Raw genomic sequence first — 15451 nt, 5'->3', positions numbered from 1 at the left:
GTTCCGCCGACGATCCGCCGGCGCACTTGCATTAAGGTTGTGTTGAGCGCGTCCGGCCATTGTCTGCCGGCCGGGGTCACTCACCGAAAGCCGCACATGACGAAGGATTCCGGCTGCCGCGCCTGTCGCGCCGGCACCAAGCTCGACTTCGACTTCACGATGGCGTTCCAGCCGATCCTCGACCTCGCGGACGGCAGCGTCTGGGCCTACGAGGCGCTGGTGCGCGGCCCGAAGGGTGAGCCGGCCTACACGATCCTCGACCGGGTGACCGACGAGACCCGCTACCAGTTCGACCAGGCCGCCCGCGTCAAGGCGATCGAGCTCGCCGGCACGCTGTTTCCCCGCGACAGCGCCACGCGGCTGTCGATCAACTTCATGCCCAACGCGGTCTACGAGCCGAATGCCTGCATCCGCGCCTCGCTCGAGGCGGCGCGGCGCATCGACTTCGCCCACCGGCGGATCATGTTCGAGTTCACCGAGCAGGAGCGCTTCCGGGACATCGAGCACGTCAAGGGCATCGTCGCCGCCTACCGAAAGCAGGGGTTCCTGACGGCGCTCGACGATTTCGGCGCCGGCTTCGCGGGCCTGAGCCTGCTCGCCAATTTCCGCCCCGACCTGATCAAGATCGACATGGACGTGCTGCGCGGCCTCGACAGCGACGCCGGGCGCTACGCCATCGTCTCGGGCGTGGTCGCCATCGCCCGCGCCCTCGGGGTGACGGTTCTGGCAGAGGGCGTGGAGACCGCGGCGGAACTCGACGCCCTGCGGAATATCGGGATCACGCTCGTGCAGGGCTACCACTTCGCCAAGCCCCTCCTGGCGGGGCTGCCCCCGGTCGCGGGCTTCGCCCCGATGGTGGCCGCGCGCGCAGCCTGACGCCGGACCGACGCGCGCGGCGCTCATCGCCTACTTCGGCGCCGGGGTCGGCGCAGCGGCCGGCGGTGCAGGCGGCACCGGCGGGGTGCCGGGCTTCGGTCCGTTGTCGGTCGCCGCGGCCACCGCCAGCATGTTGAGCAGCTTGGTCACGGAGTTCTGCGAGATCGCCGTCACCGACGAGTTCGGATCGGCGTTCATCGTCTGGAACTTGAGGTAGGTCGGGTCCGAGTAGATCTCGTCGAGGTGCTTGAGCTCGGCGAGACTGAACTTCTCGGCGTAGTCCTTCGAGAGCCCCTGGACCATGAGGGTCCGCTGCTTCTCGAATTCGTCCAGCAGCTCCTTGCGCACGGCCTCGGCGCGGGCCTCCGGCATCGGCGCCACGGTCTTCTCGAGGGCGACGTTGAACCCGGTCTGGAGGTTCTTGATCAGGGTCTTGTTGACGAGGTTGGTTGCCGCGGCGACGCGGTCCGCCGCGTCATCGGCGCGGGCGGCCACCGGCAGGCTCAGGGTGACGCCCAGACAGAGCGTCGCAATCAGGCGGTTCAAGGGCTTGTCTCCCGTTGTTTTATCGTCCGGACCGCGAAAGGGCCGAGCGTCGCCCGCGCCTCTAGCAGCGTTCCCGGACTTTGGGGAGCGGCGCGGCGCCGCTCCCGGCCGCGCGGAGGTTCACACCCGCTCGATGATGGTCGCGGTGCCCATGCCGGCGCCGATGCACAGCGTGACCAGCGCGCGCTCCTTGCCGGTCCGCTCCAGCTCATCGAGCGCGGTTCCGAGGATCATCGCGCCTGTGGCGCCGAGCGGGTGGCCGAGGGCGATCGCCCCGCCGTTCACGTTGACCACCTCCGGGTCGAGGTCGAAGGCCTGGCAGAAGCGCAGGACCACGGCCGCGAAGGCCTCGTTGACCTCGAACAGGTCGATGTCCGACAGGCTCAGGCCCGACTTCGCCAGGACCTTGCGGGTGACGTCCACCGGCCCGGTGAGCATCAGGGCCGGGTCCGACCCGATATTGGCGAAGGCGCGGATCCGGGCGCGCGGGCGCAGGCCCGCGGCCTCGCCGGCAGCGCGGGAACCGATCAGCACGGCGGCGGCGCCGTCGACGATGCCGGAGGAGTTGCCGGCGTGGTGGACGTGCTCGACGCTCTCCACGTCCGGATGGGCGTCCGTCGCGACGGCGTCGAAGCCGCCCATCTGGCCCATCTGCACGAACGAGGCCTTCAGCGCGGCGAGCGACTGCATGTCGGTGCTTGGACGCATGTGCTCGTCGCGGTCGAGCAGCGTGATGCCGTTCACGTCGCGGACCGGAACCACCGAGCGGTCGAACAGCCCCTCACCCCAGGATTTCGCGGCGCGCTCTTGGGAGCGGACCGCGTAGGCGTCGCAATCGTCCCGTGTGAAGCCGTACTTGGTGGCGATCAGGTCGGCCGAGACGCCCTGCGGCATGAAGTAGGACTTGATGGCGATCGCCGGGTCGACCGGCCAGGCGCCGCCCGAGGCGCCGATGCCGATGCGACTCATCGATTCGACGCCGCCGCCCACCGCCATCTCGTGCTGGCCGCTCATGACCTGCGCGGCGGCGAAGTTCACCGCGTCGAGGCCGGAGGCGCAGAAGCGGTTGATCTGCACGCCCGGGACGTGCGCGCCGTAATCTGCCACGAGGGCGGCGGCGCGGGCGATGTCGCCCCCCGCCTCGCCCACCGGATCGACGCAGCCCAGCACCACGTCGTCGACGAGGCCGGTATCGAGTCCGTTGCGGTCCTTGAGGGCGCGGAGCGCGGTCTCGGCGAGCCGCAGGGCGGTGACCTCGTGGAGGGAGCCGTCCGCCTTGCCGCGCCCGCGCGGCGTGCGAACGTGGTCGTAGATGAAGGCGTCCGTCATCAGCACTCCCCCGGGGCGTCGATCTTCGCCGGTCGGCGACGCGGCCTTACAGGGCCGTCTCGGTTCGCGCCAGTCTGCCACGGCGCGCGCGCCCTCGGCCAGCCCCGAGAGCGGGGAGCCGGCGAAGGGCGCGTGACAGCGGGGGTGGTTTGGTCGTGCTCGTCCGGGCTCGGCCAGATCAGCCGGGTGCCCGGCCGTCCCCGCACCCGCCCGGATCGAACCTGCTCGTGAAAGAGCAAACTCAGCCCGGACGCGATGCGGGAAACCCCGCGCGTTCGACTAGTCCTGAAGCATCCGCTTCAGCAGCTCGACCTCGTCGCCGAGCACCGAATCTTCGCCGATCTGCTTCTCGATCTTGCGCACGGCGTGCAGCACCGTGGTGTGGTCGCGGCCTCCGAAGCGGCGACCGATCTCCGGCAGCGAGCGCAGCGTCAGGACCTTCGACAGGTACATGGCGATCTGGCGCGGCTTCACCACCGCGGCGGTGCGCCGTTCCGACAGGATGTCGGACCGCGAGACGTTGTAGCGCGAGGCGACCAGCTTCTGGATGTCCTCGATCTTGATCCGCTTCGGCTCGCGGTTCTTCACGAGGTCGCGGATCGCGCTCTCGGCCGTCTCCATCGTCACGGCGGTCCCGGTGAGCGTGGCGTGGGCCAGCAGGCGGTTGACCGCGCCCTCGAGGTCGCGGCCGTTGGCGGTGATCGCGCGGGCCACGTAGGCCGCCACCTGCGGCGAGACGTCGAAGCCCGGATGCGCGGCCCGCACGGCGGCGAGGCGTGCCGACAGGATCGAGACGCGCAGGGCCTCGTCGAGGGCCGTGATCTCGACCACGAGGCCACCGCCGAGCCGCGAGCGCACCCGCTCGTCCAGGGCCTCGAGTTCGGTCGGGGGCCGGTCGGAGGCGACCACGACCTGACGGCCGGCATCGATGAGCGCGTTGATCGTGTGGCCGAACTCGGCCTGGATCGACTTGCCCTGGATGAACTGGACGTCGTCCAGGATCAGCAGGTCGATGCCCCGCAGCCGCTCCTTGTAGGCGAGCGCCGACTGAGTCTTCAGGGCGTTGACGAAGCCGTACATGAAGCGGTCGGCAGTCAGGTAGATCACCCGGCGGCCGGCCTCGCGGGCGGCGTGGCCGATCCCGTGCAGCAGGTGGGTCTTGCCCAGCCCGACGCCCGCGTGGAGGTAGAGCGGGTTGTAGAGCGCGCCCTCCCCCTGGTGATTGGCGACCCGCTCGGCGGCGGCGTGCGCCAGCGCGTTCGAGCGCCCGATCACGAAGCTCGCGAAGGTCAGCCGCGCGTCGAGCGGCGTGCCGCTCAGGTCACCGCCGGCCTCGGCGCCGCGCGCCTCGGGCGTGGGTGCGACCGCGGCGACCGGCGTCGGCGCGCTGGTCGCGTGGAGGCGGGCGAGCGGGCCGCTGACCGGGCCTGCCTTCGCGGCTCCGACGGCGACCGGACGGACCGGCGCCCCGGTCCCGCGCACGCCGACCTCGATCCGCGCGATCTCCTCGACCTCGGCCTTGAAGGTGTTGAGGACGCGGTCGAGGTAGTGCGACTCGATCCAGCTCTTCAGGAAGCGGGTCGGGACCGTCAGGCGGGCCGTTCCGCCGGCCACGGCCTCCAGCTCCAGCCGGGCGAACCAGCTGGCGAACACGTCCTCGCCGAGTTCGGCCCGCAGCCGGCGCTTCACCCGGGCCCAGGCAGACCCGTAATCCGTGTTGCCGCCGCCGTTGCGGCCCCCGTCGTCGTCGCTCGCCACCGTTCCGTCGACACGCATCACTGGCTCTCCCGACGCTGCCCCCGGAATCCCGCAGGCGGCGCGTACGCACGAATTACGCCCTCAGCGTCCCGCAAGAACGGGCGGGACAGAGTCCTCTGGACGGAGTCAACCCCACCGCGAGGAACTTTTGCCGATTGGGTGAGCCTATCAACAATTACCTACGGTTCCTTTAACAGTGGGACTTGCGGGGACGGCGCCGATTCCCATTCGCAAGTGTTCCCGCGGGAGCTGAACACGGCAGCTAGAGTCTTGGCGAATCAGATCGATTCGCTGGAGTCCCGAAATCGTCGTGTTTTGCTTGTCCAGTGTCAGTTTCTGTTAAGCTACACGCCGTTTCCGGGAACCGCAATCGTGTTGATTCTTGGATAGGGTTAACGCTTTCGACTCATGGCGCCGCCGGCAGCGCGCGGCCCGATCCGGACAGCGCGCACGAAAAAGCCCGGCGCGAAGGCCGGGCTCGAGACCGTCTCGGTGGTGCGTGGCGTCTTAGGCGGCGAGCGCCTTAACGCGGGCAGCGAGGCGCGAGACCTTCCGCGAGGCATTGTTCTTGTGAACGATGCCGTGCTGTGCAGCGCGCATCATCTCGGGCTCGGCGGCGCGGAGGGCAGCCAGCGCGTCCTGCTGGTTACCGGTGGCGATGGCCTCCTCGACCTTGCGGACGAAGGTCCGCATGCGCGAGCGGCGCGAGCGGTTGATCGCCGTGCGCTTGGCGATCTTGCGGGTCATCTTCTTGGCCGAAGCGGTGTTGGCCATGTACGTCCTCGTGTTTCTCGTCGGGCGATGCCGACGGGCCGGCTGTGCCGGAAATCGGTCGTCGCGTCAGGTTGTCTGGCGATGGCCGAGACGCAACGCGCGCGAAAGCGCGGCCCCTCGGCGAAGCGGCTTCTATAGTCAGGGGGGGGCCGCGCGTCAACGCGCTCGGAGGCGAAACCGGATCGCGGGCCTCGGCCTCAGTCCGGGCGCCCGGACGCATCCGGCAGACCTCACCGAAGACGTCGGATCGCGGGAGGCCGCATCGCCGCGACGATGACGGGCGCCGGCCGGCTCTCGCAGGAGCGCTCCGGCTATTCGGGCCAGCGCAGGGCCGCCGCCGCCGCCAGCGTCCCGACCACGGCGGCGATCAGCGTCAGCGCCGCCAGCACCGCCAGCGGCACGAGGAACGGCACCGTGCCGCCGCTCGCCGCCTGCGCGGCCGAGACGCCGAAGATCAGCGTCGGGATCATCAGCGGCAGGACCAGCACGGCAAGGATCAGGCCGCCCCGGCGAATCGAGGCGGTGAGCGCCGCGCCCACCGCGCCGATGAAGCTCAGGGCCGGGGTGCCGGCGAGCAGCGTCAGGGACGTCGCGCCCATGGCGGTGCCGTCGAGGGCCACCAGCAGCCCGAAGAGCGGCGCGGCCAGGGCGAGCGGCAGGCCCGTGGTCAGCCAGTGCGCCGCGACCTTGCCGAGCACCACAAGCTCGAGGGGCACCGGCGCGGCGGTCATCAGGTCGAGGGAGCCGTCCTCCTCGTCGGCCTGGAACAGGCGGTCGAGGCCGATCAGCGTGGCCAGAACGGCGGCGAGCCACAGGATCGCCGGGCCGATCCGCGACAGCAGGTTGAGATCGGGCCCGAGGGCGAAGGGCACCAGCGCGACGATCATCAGGAAGAAGACCAGCGACAGGGCGCCGGAACCGCCGACCCGGCCGGCGAGGCGCAGGTCGCGGGCGATGAGGGCGAGGACCGCGCGAATCACGCCCACTCCTCCAGCACGTCCGCGACCGGCGCCGCGGCGGTCTCGATGCGCAGCTCCGCCGCGCGGGCGAGGCCGAGCGACTGGTGGGTGGCGGCGATCACGAGCCCGCCGCCGGCCCGATGGCCCTCCATCAGCTCCGCGAGCACCGCCTGCGAGGCCGTGTCGAGGGCGGCGGTCGGCTCGTCCAGGAGCCAGAGCGGCCGGGCACAGACGAGGAGCCGCGCCAGGGCCACGCGCCGCCGCTGGCCCGCCGACAGATAGGCCACCGGCAGGTCGTGCGCGTGGCCGAGGCCGAGCCGCTCCAGCGCGGCGCGCGGGTCCAGGCGTGGCGCGCCCAGGAGCCGCTGGGCGAACAGGAGGTTCTCGCCCGCCGTGAGCGAACTCTTCAGCCCGTCGCGGTGGCCGACCGCGTGGAGGCACTCGGGCAGGCTCGCCTCGCCGACGTCGGAGACGTCGACCCGCCCGGCATCGGCCCGCAGCCGGCCCGACAGGATGGCGAGGAGGCTCGACTTGCCCGCGCCGTTCCGCCCGGTGATCGCCAGGGCGTCGCCGGGTCCGAGGGCGAAGGACAGGTTGGCGAAGATGCGGCGGCCGGAGCGGCGGCAGGCCAGATTTTCCACGCTGAGCCGCACCCGATACCCCGCCCTCGTCCCGCCACCGCGCGGCCGCTCGGCCAATCGCCGACTCCATGCCCGATTGCGCCGCGGAACGGAACCGCACGGCCCAGCTGCGCTTTCGTTCTGCAACGGAGGATTGCCCATGGCCGAGGCGAGGAACCCGAGCGAGACCGAGGTCGCCGCGACGCCCGACGCGGTGGCCGGACGCGCCAAGGTCGAGGCGCGCATGGCGCAGTGCACCCCCGAGGAGCAGACGGCGTTCTGGGAGGCGGTCGGCCGCTGCTTCGGCGGCGGCAAGCCCCCGGAGATGAAGCCGGCCTCCGGCTGATCAGCCGCCCTTCCGCGCCAGGGCCCGCAGCGCCCCGCGAAACGTCCGCACATCCTGCTCGGTCAGGCTCATGCGGTGGAGCATGTCGCGCATGTTGCGGGCGATGATCTCCTTCTTCTCCGGCGGGTAGAAGCCGGCCCCGTCGAGCGCCGCCTCCAGGCTTCCGAACAGCGCGATGAGCGCCTCGCGGGTCGCCGGCGGCGACAGGAGTTCGCCCGTGAAGGGCAGGCGCGCCCGGCCGCTCGCCTGCCGCCACGCGTAGCCGACCAGCAGCACCGCCTGGGCGAGGTTGAGCGAGGGAAAGTCCGGGGAGACCGGGAAGGTGACGATCGCGTCGGCGAGCGACACCTCGTCGTTGGTGAGGCCGACCCGCTCGCGGCCGAACATCACCGCGGTGCGCTGGCCCTCGCGGGCCCTGAGCTCGCCCATGGCCTCCTCGGGCGCGAACACCCGCTTCATCTGCCCGCGCTCCCGCGCCGTGGTCGCCAGCACGTACCGGCAGTCGGCGATGGCCTCGGCGACGCTGCCGTAGATCGTGGCCGCGTCCAGGACGTGCGTCGCGCCCGAGGCCGCCTCGCGCACGCCCTTCTTGGGCCAGCCGTTCTTCGGGTTGACGAGGCGCAGCTCCGAGAGGCCGAAATTCGCCATGGCGCGGGCGGTCATGCCGATATTCTCGGCGAGTTGCGGCTCCACCAGGATCACCGCGGGGGCGATCCCGGGCGGCAGTTCGGTGACCTTCCTCGGGGAAACCTCGGGGGCGTCGCCCTGTGCGTCTCGGCTCGTCATGGCGGCCGTCTGGCACGGCGGGCCCGCACCCGTCGAGGGCCGAGTGACGATGCCGCCCGGATGACAGCGCGCGCCTTCCGTCGCCGGAAGGGCCGCGCTATGTCGCGGGGCGATTCCGGCCCGGGGCGCCCGTCAGGCCACCCGGGACAACGACCGCACGGCCCTTGCATGCCGTGCGCGGGGACAACGCGGGAAGGCATCGGTCCATGGCGAAGATCAAGGTAGCGAACCCCGTCGTCGAGCTCGACGGCGACGAGATGACCCGGATCATCTGGGCCGAGATCAAGAACAAGCTTATCCACCCCTATCTCGACGTCGATCTCGAGTATTACGACCTCGGCGTCGAGCACCGCGACGCAACCAACGACAAGGTCACGGTCGACGCCGCCGAGGCGATCAAGCGCCACGGCGTCGGCGTGAAGTGCGCCACCATCACCCCCGACGAGCAGCGGGTGCAGGAATTCGGCCTCAAGGAGATGTGGCGCTCGCCCAACGGCACGATCCGCAACATCCTGGGCGGCGTCATCTTCCGCGAGCCGATCATCTGCAAGAACGTGCCCCGCCTGGTGCCCGGCTGGACCCAGCCCTTCGTGATCGGCCGCCACGCCTACGGCGACCAGTACCGCGCCACGGACTTCAAGGTGCCCGGCAAGGGCCGCCTGACCATCAAGTTCGAGGGCGATGACGGCACGGTCATCGAGAAGGAGGTGTTCAAGTTCCCCGAGGCCGGCGTCGCGATGTCGATGTACAACCTCGACCAGTCGATCATCGACTTCGCCCGCGCCTCGATGAACTACGGCCTCGCACGCAAGTACCCGGTCTACCTGTCGACCAAGAACACGATCCTCAAGGCCTATGACGGCCGGTTCAAGGACCTGTTCCAGAAGGTCTACGAGGAGGAGTTCGAGTCGAAGTTCAAGCCGCTCGGCATCACCTACGAGCATCGCCTGATCGACGACATGGTGGCCTCCTGCCTGAAGTGGTCGGGCGGCTACGTCTGGGCCTGCAAGAACTACGACGGCGACGTGCAGTCCGACACGGCCGCGCAGGGCTTCGGCTCGCTCGGCCTGATGACCTCCGTGCTGATGACGCCGGACGGCCGGACCGTCGAGGCCGAGGCCGCGCACGGCACCGTCACCCGCCACTACCGCGAGCACCAGAAGGGCCGCGAGACCTCGACCAACTCGATCGCGTCGATCTTCGCCTGGACCCGGGGCCTTTCGCACCGCGCCAAGCTCGACGGCAACGACGATCTGGCGAAGTTCTCCGCCACTCTGGAGAAGGTCTGCGTCGACACGGTCGAGGCCGGCCACATGACCAAGGACCTCGCCCTCCTCGTCGGACCGGACCAGAAGTGGCTCTCGACCACCGGCTTCCTCGACAAGGTCGACCAGAACCTGAAGACCGCGATGGGCGCCTGAGGCTCCAGCCTCGACGCGAAAAGCGGCGGGCGTCCTCCGGGACGCCCGCCGCTTTCACATCCGCGTGCCGCCGGCGCCTCAGGCGCCGCTCGCCTGATCCTGCGGACCCGTCTGGGCGAGGGCCCGGGCGACCTCGAGAAGCAGAAGGTCGATGGCGGCCCGCATCAGCGGATCGCCGACCGAGTCGATGAGTTCGCGAACCCGCAGGCACTGCGCGGCGAGCGCGTCCAGCGCGCTATCCTTGCTGTCGAAGATCATGTTCAGGCCACCAGGTAAGCGGGTTCGGAGACGAGGACCGAGCGACTGTCGCCGCGGACGGCGCGGAGCTTGGCCAGGGTGCGGGCATCGAAGCGGGCGGTCGCGGCCATGATCTCCTCGCCGGCGATCTGGACGGGCAGGCCGAGCGGCTGCGGGCGGAAATGCAGCTGGATGACGTGGATCATGTAGAGGGTCGGCATCTGCAGCAGCAGGCTGTTGACCCCGTGGGCGAGGCCCCACTCCACGATCCCGGTGAGCAGCGCGATCGAGACCGGATTGACGACGCGGCCCTTGGCCCGGTGCGAGCGGGCGACGCCCTGGCGGGTCCATTCCCAGATCTGGGGGCCGACCGGCCGCTCGCCCTCGCAGAGCTGCGGCAGGACGTCCGACAGGAGATGCGGGCGCGTGGTCGGCAGGAGCCGGCTGTAGCCGACGACGGTGTCGTCCTCCATGGCGAGGAAGTGGATCGCGTGCGGCGTGTCGAACTGGTCGATCTCGCGGCCGTCCGGCCTGGCCAGCTCGCTCCAGCCCTTCTCGGCGACGAAGATGTCGTGGCGCAGGCGCCAGGCCTGCTCCATCGCGTCGGCGTAGCGATCCGCGTTGGCGGGGGTGACGATGTGGATCACGAGCAAACCTCACGTTGGTCTGGCGTGAGTCTTCGTCGTTTCACCGGGGGCTGTGTACTACGAGAAACCGTAGGGTCCGCGAGCGCAGCCGGCAGCGGCGCCAAGGACTTGCCGCGGTGCGAACCGCGTTCACCGATGCCGGGCCGCGAAATGTGCGGACCGCGTGGCGCGTTCTCTAGGTTATCAGACCCGCTCGGAGCGCCTGCGCCACGGTGTGGGCGCGGTTGACGGTGTCGAGCTTCGCCCGGGCCGAGCGCAGATGGTAGTCGACGCCGGCGGCAGTGATGCCCATGACGATGCCGATCTCGACGTCGGTCTTGCCCTCCGCCGCCCATTGCAGGGTCTCGCGCTCCCGCGGCGAGAGGCGCACCGGCGCGCGCCCAGCCGGCCGGCTGTTCATCAGCAGCAGCTGACCGACCGCGTAGGTCGCGACGAGGTTGAGGGCGACGCGCTCGGCCGGATCGATCTCGATCCGCTCCCCCGAGACGCTGATCCCGCCCGGCTCGCCGTCGAGGGTCACGAACGGGATCGTGATGCCCGCGCGTATGCCGAAATCGCCGGCCTCGTTCATGACGCGCCCGGCCGTCGGGGTATCCGGCAGCACGGCGCTCCAGTCGAACGGCGTCGCCGTGGTGCACAGCCGCCGGACCGTGGGGTCGTGGAGCGCGTAGCCCTGCGTCACGTACCGGCGGGCCCAGCCCTCCGGCATGGTGCTCGCGAGAACGAACCCGGCGTGCCGCCGCTTCGGCAGGCCGGGTTCCGGGACGATCCCGGCCATGATGTACGAGACCCCGTAGCGGGTGAAGGCGTCGACCAGGAGCCGCGCGATCTCGTCGGGCGAGGCGGCCCGTTCCAGATCGCGCAACACGCTGAAGGTCCTATCGAGGTGTTTCGAATGCGGCATGCCCTAGCTCGAAATTGATGCACGCACTGCGACAAATGATGAGTCGAACGCAACCTGAGGATGGCATCGCCGCCGCTGAAAGGCTAGGGTAGCCGCGGAAAGCTCTGCCGTTTGAATCGGCCCAGCGGGCGGAGTGCGAGTTTCAACGGTATGACTGACGACGCGACCCCGCCGACGACGCGCTGGCTACTGGAACGGATCGCAGCCACGCTGAATGTCTGTCCGACCTACTTCCTCCAGACGGAGCGGCCCGACGAGACCGCGGCGGACCAGGACGCGCGCGACTGCGCGGAGGTCGCCGCGCTGTTCCAGGCGATCAAGTCGCCGGCGCGGCGCACCGCCGTCCTGAACCTGCTGCGCGAGATGAGCCGCGAGACCTAACGGCGCGTGCCGCACGGCCGCCGCTCCGCGTTCAGGCCGCCACGAGGAGCGCGGCCCCGGCGACGCCCGAGAGGACCAGGCGCAGGCGGCCGAGCCAGAGGGGCGTGAGCCCGCGGCGGGGCAGATCCTGATCGATGAGGCCCCAGGCGAGCACGAGGCCGCCGAGGATGCGCAGGTCCCACGGTGCGGGGGCGGCCATCGCGGCCCAGGCGACCAGGGACGGCACGATGGCCACGAGATAATCGCCGTTGCCACCATTGCGCGCCGCGGCGGCGCCCCATCGGATCCCGCCGAGGAACGAGGCGATCACGGCGCCGTAGGCCGACAGGATGGTGCGCGGCGACAGGCCGATGCTGCTCAGGCCGCCGTCCGTGCCCGACACCGCCAGGGCAGCGAAGCCCAGGAACGGGATGAGTCCGGCCACGCCGAGAACGATTGCGCCGATCGGGACAGAGTTCCGGTGCGCCATCCATCCTCCGGGCATCGGCAAGGGTTGGCGACCCGCGCGATCCGACCCCGGTCCGACGCCGCCCTGCCGCAGCGTTCCCGCATCGCGGCGTGGCGGTCAAGGTCGGACCCGCGGCCGGGCCGCGGGCCCGAAGCGGCGTCAGCTCCGGCGCGGCGGCGCCGTGAACGGGACAGCGCCGGGCATCGGCGCGCCGAGGAGGGACATCGGCGCGCTCGCCGGCATCTTCGGCGCGGGCGGCTCATTGACCGCCGCGTCGATCTTTCGCGGCTTGAAGTTCGCCGCGAGGCTCTTGGCGCTGGCGAGGTCGGCGGGGCTGAGCTTGTTGGCCACGTCGTCGCGCTTCTTACCGGCATCGTCGTCGCCCTGGCTCGCGGCGGCGGAGAACCACGCGTAGGACTGGATCAGGTCCTGCGTCAGGCCGAGACCGCGCGCGTAGAGGACGCCGAGATTGTACTGGCTGTCGCGGACGCCGAACTCGGCGCCCTGCCGGAACCACGAGGCGGCGGAGGCGAAATCCGGCTTGCCGTTGGCGGCCGGGTTCTCGGCGTAGAGCACCGCCAGATTGTGCATGGAGCGGGCGTGGCCCTGCTCGGCGGCGCGGCCGTACCAGAGCTTCGCCTTGTCGAGGTCTCGGACGACACCCGAGCCCTTCTCGTAATGGCCCGCGACCTTGTACTGGGCGGGCGCGTAGCCGGCCGCGGCCAGCTTCTCGAAGAGCTTGGCGGCGATCGACAGATCGCGCGGCATGCCGCGGCCATCGGCCTCCCGCGTCGCGAGGTCCCAGATCGACGCGCCGTCACCGTCGAGGGCGGCGAGCTTCACCTTCGCCAGCGCCGGCGGGAGGTTGCCGAACTCGGCCTGCAGGCTGTTCATCCCCGAGACCTGCGGCACCGCCGCCTTGGCATTGGGCCGGGCGTCCGAGGGACCGGAGTTGGGCAGAGACTGGGTCGTCGTCGGATCAGCCGGCGCCGGCTTCGACTCCGCGCTCTCCTTGGCGGCGTCTTTCGAAGCGTCCTTGGAGACGTCCGCATTGTCCTTCTGGACCTCCGCGGCATCGCCGCGGGACGGCGCGACCTGGCTCGTCGGAGCCGCCGGCCGCGGCTCGTCCGCGCCCCGCATGGTGATCGCCTGGAGCGCGCCGAGAGCCAGCACGATGGCCGCGAGGCCGAGCAGCAACGGCCGGCGCCGGCGATCGATCTCGGCGCGCAACCGTCCGAGGCGGCCGGTCGCCGCCCCCTGGAGAGCGGCGACCCGGTCACTCCGGGCTTCCCGGCGCTCGGCGGGCGCCTCGGCGGCCAGCTCCGCCTGGGCAGCCTGGGCCGCCCGGCGCGCGGCCGCGATGAAGCTGGTCTTGATTTCGGTCTCGGACTTGGAGTCGGCCGCGGATCGCGCGGCGACGACGTCGCCGAGGCGCTCCTGCGCGGCCCGGCGGGCGGAGGGCTCGCGGGCAGCGCGCGGCTCGCGCGGCGGCCGGCCGCTGCCTGGCTCCAGAAGATCGTCGGCCAGGCGAGATGCCTCGGCACCGTCGCGCCGCGACCTTGCGCGCGCCTCGACGGGCGCGAGGGCCACATCCGGGCTCGTCGACGACATCAGGCGCTCGTCGAGGGACGGCCCCCGCGCCGGGACGGCCTCGGCGGGCCCGAGCCGGACGAGGAGCCGCTCCAGGGCCGACTGAACCCCGTCGAGGGTCGCGCCGAGGCGCTGATCGGAGGCCACCTGCCGGGCCTGCATGTCCGCGAGGCTGGCGCGCAGGAGGCCGATCTCGCCGGACTCGGCGGCACCGAGGCCGGATGTCTGAAGGGTCTGGGCGACCGCGTTGCGGGCGGCACGCTCCACCACGGCCTCGCTCGGCGCCGATTCCCGGAGCGCCGTGACCTGCCGCAGCAGGTCGCCCATCGTGCGCTCCAGCCCGGCCAGCGCCGGATCGGCGCTGTGCGGCGCGTCGAGGCGGCCGGCCAGCGAGACCACCTGCCGCTCCAGGGCGTCGAGGCCCTCGTGCTCGGACCGGGTGCCGACCTGATCGACCTTCTCGGCGAGGCTGCGGAGCATGGCGTGGATGGAGGCCATGTCACCCGAGCGGGCCACGTTCACGTCGCCGGTGCGCTCGGACCAGTCGTCCCGCGCGCAGAGCACGTCGACCTTCTCGGCGAGTGCCTGGATCTGCTCCGCCAGCGCCGCCGGCGCGGCGATCTTCACGTCGCTGCGGATCTCCTCCAGGATCGGCCGCAGGTCGGGGCCGGCGGCCGTCCGCTGCAGCTGGGCGATCTGCGCGCTCACCGCCTGCAGGCTCTGCGCGAGACCCTGGATGCGCTCCGGGCCGGCGAGCGCGGCGATCTGACGGCGGATCTCCTCGAGTTCGGCGAACAGGCCCGCGAGGGTCCGGTCGTCCGGACCGGCGGCGCCGGTCGCGGCGGCGGTGTCGAGGCGCTCGGCGAGGCGCCGGACGTCCTCCGCGACGCGGCTGTGGACGTTCTCGGCCACCTCCTCGGCGAGGCGCTCGACCTGGGCCCGGACCTGCTCGATCGGCACCGCGATGGCGGTGAGATCGGTCCCCGCCTGGGCGCGCTCGATGCCGCTCGCCAGGGTGACGACGGCCTGCTCGAGGGCGCCGATGTCCCGGCTCGTCGCGAGCTGGTTGATCGCCTCGCGCAGGCGCGTGGTCTCCTCCTGAAGCTCGATCAGGGCGGTCGACGGGGCGACGCCCTCCTCGATCCGCGCCTCCAGGCGGCGGGCGAGGTCCAGGCGCATGCTGGCGACGACGCCGCCATCGGCCGCGGACGCGGCGAGCGCCGGCTCGGCGCCCTGTGCCAGCTCGCGCTGGCGCTGGCGAATGTCCTGGACGGCGCTGCGGATGTCGGCGGCGGCGGGACGCGGGCGACGGCCTGGCGGCCGGGTCGCGGCGACCTGCTCGCCGAGCTGGGACATGCGGCGCTCGATGTCGCCGAGCCGCTCGGTCACCTGCTGGACGGGGGCCGCCTTCAGGGCGCGCTCGATGCGGGCCTCGATCTCCGCGAGGCGGCGCGCCTCGGCGTCCTGGGCGGCGCGGCGCTCGTGGTCCAGGGCGCGGTCGAGACCGTCGAGGCGGTCCATCAGAGCGGCGATACCGTCGCCGTAGCCCTCGGCGCGCGGCGCGGTCCCGTGGGTCCGCTGGTCGGGCGAGGCCGGCGGGAGGGCGCGCTCGGCCGAGGCCTCGGGCCGATTGCCGCCGAGGGCAAGCTGCTCGGCGCGGTGGCGCCGCCGGTGCCGGCGATTTCCCTGACCGGCCGATTGCTGCTGCGGCACCACCGACGCGATCCAGGTCTCGAGCGGGACCCCGGCCCGCGCCGCCACGTCGCGGGCCGCGTCGAGCACCTCGGGATCGAAACTGTCGAGCTGCGGCATCGCGTTGCGGGTCATCG

General features: G+C 71.5%; 16 protein-coding genes. 4 read left to right on the top strand and 12 right to left on the bottom strand.

Annotated elements, in window-relative coordinates:
- The first annotated feature begins 96 nt into the window (after positions 1-96).
- Positions 97-876 (top strand): EAL domain-containing protein, encoded by a 780-nt coding sequence (locus ACLBYG_RS00690; RefSeq protein WP_447680274.1) that lies wholly within the window; start codon positions 97-99, stop codon positions 874-876.
- Between the two features lie 30 nt (positions 877-906).
- Here the strand turns inward: ACLBYG_RS00690 and ACLBYG_RS00685 are convergent, their stop codons facing one another.
- The 6 genes from ACLBYG_RS00685 to ccmA all read right to left on the bottom strand — a co-directional run bounded on the left by ACLBYG_RS00685 (position 907) and on the right by ccmA (position 6895).
- Positions 907-1422 (bottom strand): hypothetical protein, encoded by a 516-nt coding sequence (locus ACLBYG_RS00685; protein ID WP_427507546.1) that lies wholly within the window; start codon positions 1420-1422, stop codon positions 907-909.
- A 120-nt stretch (positions 1423-1542) separates the two neighbouring features.
- A complete protein-coding gene (locus tag ACLBYG_RS00680) occupies positions 1543-2751 on the bottom strand; it encodes an acetyl-CoA C-acetyltransferase (RefSeq protein ID WP_447680273.1) in 1209 nt (402 codons plus the stop codon).
- 279 nt (positions 2752-3030) lie between these two features.
- Entirely contained in the window at positions 3031-4527 is a 1497-nt protein-coding gene (gene dnaA, locus ACLBYG_RS00675; RefSeq protein WP_100250871.1) for a chromosomal replication initiator protein DnaA, read from the bottom strand.
- A gap of 489 nt (positions 4528-5016) precedes the next feature.
- On the bottom strand, positions 5017-5283 hold the full coding sequence (gene rpsT / locus ACLBYG_RS00670) for a 30S ribosomal protein S20 (protein ID WP_007561677.1): 267 nt from the start codon (positions 5281-5283) through the stop codon (positions 5017-5019).
- Positions 5284-5594: 311 nt separating this feature from the next.
- The gene (gene ccmB / locus ACLBYG_RS00665) at positions 5595-6263 is read right to left on the bottom strand and encodes a heme exporter protein CcmB (RefSeq protein ID WP_012322650.1); all 669 of its coding nucleotides are present in this window, start codon (positions 6261-6263) and stop codon (positions 5595-5597) included.
- On the bottom strand, positions 6260-6895 hold the full coding sequence (gene ccmA, locus ACLBYG_RS00660; protein ID WP_447680272.1) for a heme ABC exporter ATP-binding protein CcmA: 636 nt from the start codon (positions 6893-6895) through the stop codon (positions 6260-6262). Before ccmA ends, ccmB begins: the two co-directional genes overlap by 4 nt.
- Positions 6896-7022: 127 nt before the next feature.
- Here ccmA and ACLBYG_RS00655 point away from each other — a divergent pair, with 127 nt between their 5' ends.
- Positions 7023-7208 (top strand): hypothetical protein, encoded by a 186-nt coding sequence (locus ACLBYG_RS00655; RefSeq protein WP_020091379.1) that lies wholly within the window; start codon positions 7023-7025, stop codon positions 7206-7208.
- Here the strand turns inward: ACLBYG_RS00655 and ACLBYG_RS00650 are convergent, their stop codons facing one another.
- Positions 7209-7994 (bottom strand): RNA methyltransferase, encoded by a 786-nt coding sequence (locus tag ACLBYG_RS00650; protein WP_447680271.1) that lies wholly within the window; start codon positions 7992-7994, stop codon positions 7209-7211.
- Positions 7995-8200: 206 nt separating this feature from the next.
- Between ACLBYG_RS00650 and ACLBYG_RS00645 the strand changes: the two genes are divergently transcribed.
- Positions 8201-9415 carry an NADP-dependent isocitrate dehydrogenase gene (locus ACLBYG_RS00645; protein ID WP_020091377.1) on the top strand — a complete coding sequence of 405 codons (1215 nt, stop codon included), beginning with the start codon at positions 8201-8203 and terminating at the stop codon, positions 9413-9415.
- A gap of 78 nt (positions 9416-9493) precedes the next feature.
- Here ACLBYG_RS00645 and ACLBYG_RS00640 read toward each other — a convergent pair whose 3' ends face one another.
- From ACLBYG_RS00640 to ACLBYG_RS00630, 3 genes are all read right to left on the bottom strand, one after another.
- Positions 9494-9673, bottom strand: a complete 180-nt coding sequence (locus ACLBYG_RS00640) for a hypothetical protein (RefSeq protein ID WP_447680270.1) — start codon at positions 9671-9673, stop codon at positions 9494-9496.
- 2 nt (positions 9674-9675) lie between these two features.
- Positions 9676-10299 (bottom strand): acyl-homoserine-lactone synthase, encoded by a 624-nt coding sequence (locus tag ACLBYG_RS00635; RefSeq protein ID WP_026604656.1) that lies wholly within the window; start codon positions 10297-10299, stop codon positions 9676-9678.
- A 175-nt stretch (positions 10300-10474) separates the two neighbouring features.
- Positions 10475-11167, bottom strand: a complete 693-nt coding sequence (locus ACLBYG_RS00630; protein ID WP_447680269.1) for an autoinducer binding domain-containing protein — start codon at positions 11165-11167, stop codon at positions 10475-10477.
- A 186-nt stretch (positions 11168-11353) separates the two neighbouring features.
- Between ACLBYG_RS00630 and ACLBYG_RS00625 the strand changes: the two genes are divergently transcribed.
- A complete protein-coding gene (locus tag ACLBYG_RS00625; protein ID WP_020091373.1) occupies positions 11354-11584 on the top strand; it encodes a hypothetical protein in 231 nt (76 codons plus the stop codon).
- Between the two features lie 31 nt (positions 11585-11615).
- On the opposite strand, the gene ACLBYG_RS00620 is transcribed toward ACLBYG_RS00625, so the two are convergent.
- Together ACLBYG_RS00620 and ACLBYG_RS00615 are read right to left on the bottom strand one after the other, a co-directional pair.
- Positions 11616-12053, bottom strand: a complete 438-nt coding sequence (locus ACLBYG_RS00620; protein WP_020091372.1) for a DUF3429 domain-containing protein — start codon at positions 12051-12053, stop codon at positions 11616-11618.
- 138 nt (positions 12054-12191) lie between these two features.
- A complete protein-coding gene (locus ACLBYG_RS00615) occupies positions 12192-15449 on the bottom strand; it encodes a hypothetical protein (protein ID WP_447680268.1) in 3258 nt (1085 codons plus the stop codon).
- Between the last annotated feature and the right edge of the window lie 2 nt (positions 15450-15451).

This window comes from Methylobacterium sp. D53M (assembly GCF_053345625.1).
The sequence above is the reverse complement of the archived record's forward strand: the minus strand, read 5'-3'. Positions and strand labels throughout refer to the sequence as shown.

Bases quoted from the DNA above. Each gene is read 5' to 3' on its own strand.
- ACLBYG_RS00625 (WP_020091373.1), top strand. From the start codon at position 11,354: ATGACTGACGACGCGACCCCGCCGACGACGCGCTGGCTACTGGAACGG.
- ACLBYG_RS00690 (WP_447680274.1), top strand. From the start codon at position 97: ATGACGAAGGATTCCGGCTGCCGCGCCTGTCGCGCCGGCACCAAGCTC.
- dnaA (WP_100250871.1), bottom strand. From the start codon at position 4,527: ATGCGTGTCGACGGAACGGTGGCGAGCGACGACGACGGGGGCCGCAAC.
- ACLBYG_RS00620 (WP_020091372.1), bottom strand. From the start codon at position 12,053: ATGGCGCACCGGAACTCTGTCCCGATCGGCGCAATCGTTCTCGGCGTG.
- rpsT (WP_007561677.1), bottom strand. From the start codon at position 5,283: ATGGCCAACACCGCTTCGGCCAAGAAGATGACCCGCAAGATCGCCAAG.
- ACLBYG_RS00615 (WP_447680268.1), bottom strand. From the start codon at position 15,449: ATGACCCGCAACGCGATGCCGCAGCTCGACAGTTTCGATCCCGAGGTG.
- ACLBYG_RS00680 (WP_447680273.1), bottom strand. From the start codon at position 2,751: ATGACGGACGCCTTCATCTACGACCACGTTCGCACGCCGCGCGGGCGC.
- ACLBYG_RS00640 (WP_447680270.1), bottom strand. From the start codon at position 9,673: ATGATCTTCGACAGCAAGGATAGCGCGCTGGACGCGCTCGCCGCGCAG.
- ACLBYG_RS00650 (WP_447680271.1), bottom strand. From the start codon at position 7,994: ATGACGAGCCGAGACGCACAGGGCGACGCCCCCGAGGTTTCCCCGAGG.
- ACLBYG_RS00655 (WP_020091379.1), top strand. From the start codon at position 7,023: ATGGCCGAGGCGAGGAACCCGAGCGAGACCGAGGTCGCCGCGACGCCC.
- ACLBYG_RS00645 (WP_020091377.1), top strand. From the start codon at position 8,201: ATGGCGAAGATCAAGGTAGCGAACCCCGTCGTCGAGCTCGACGGCGAC.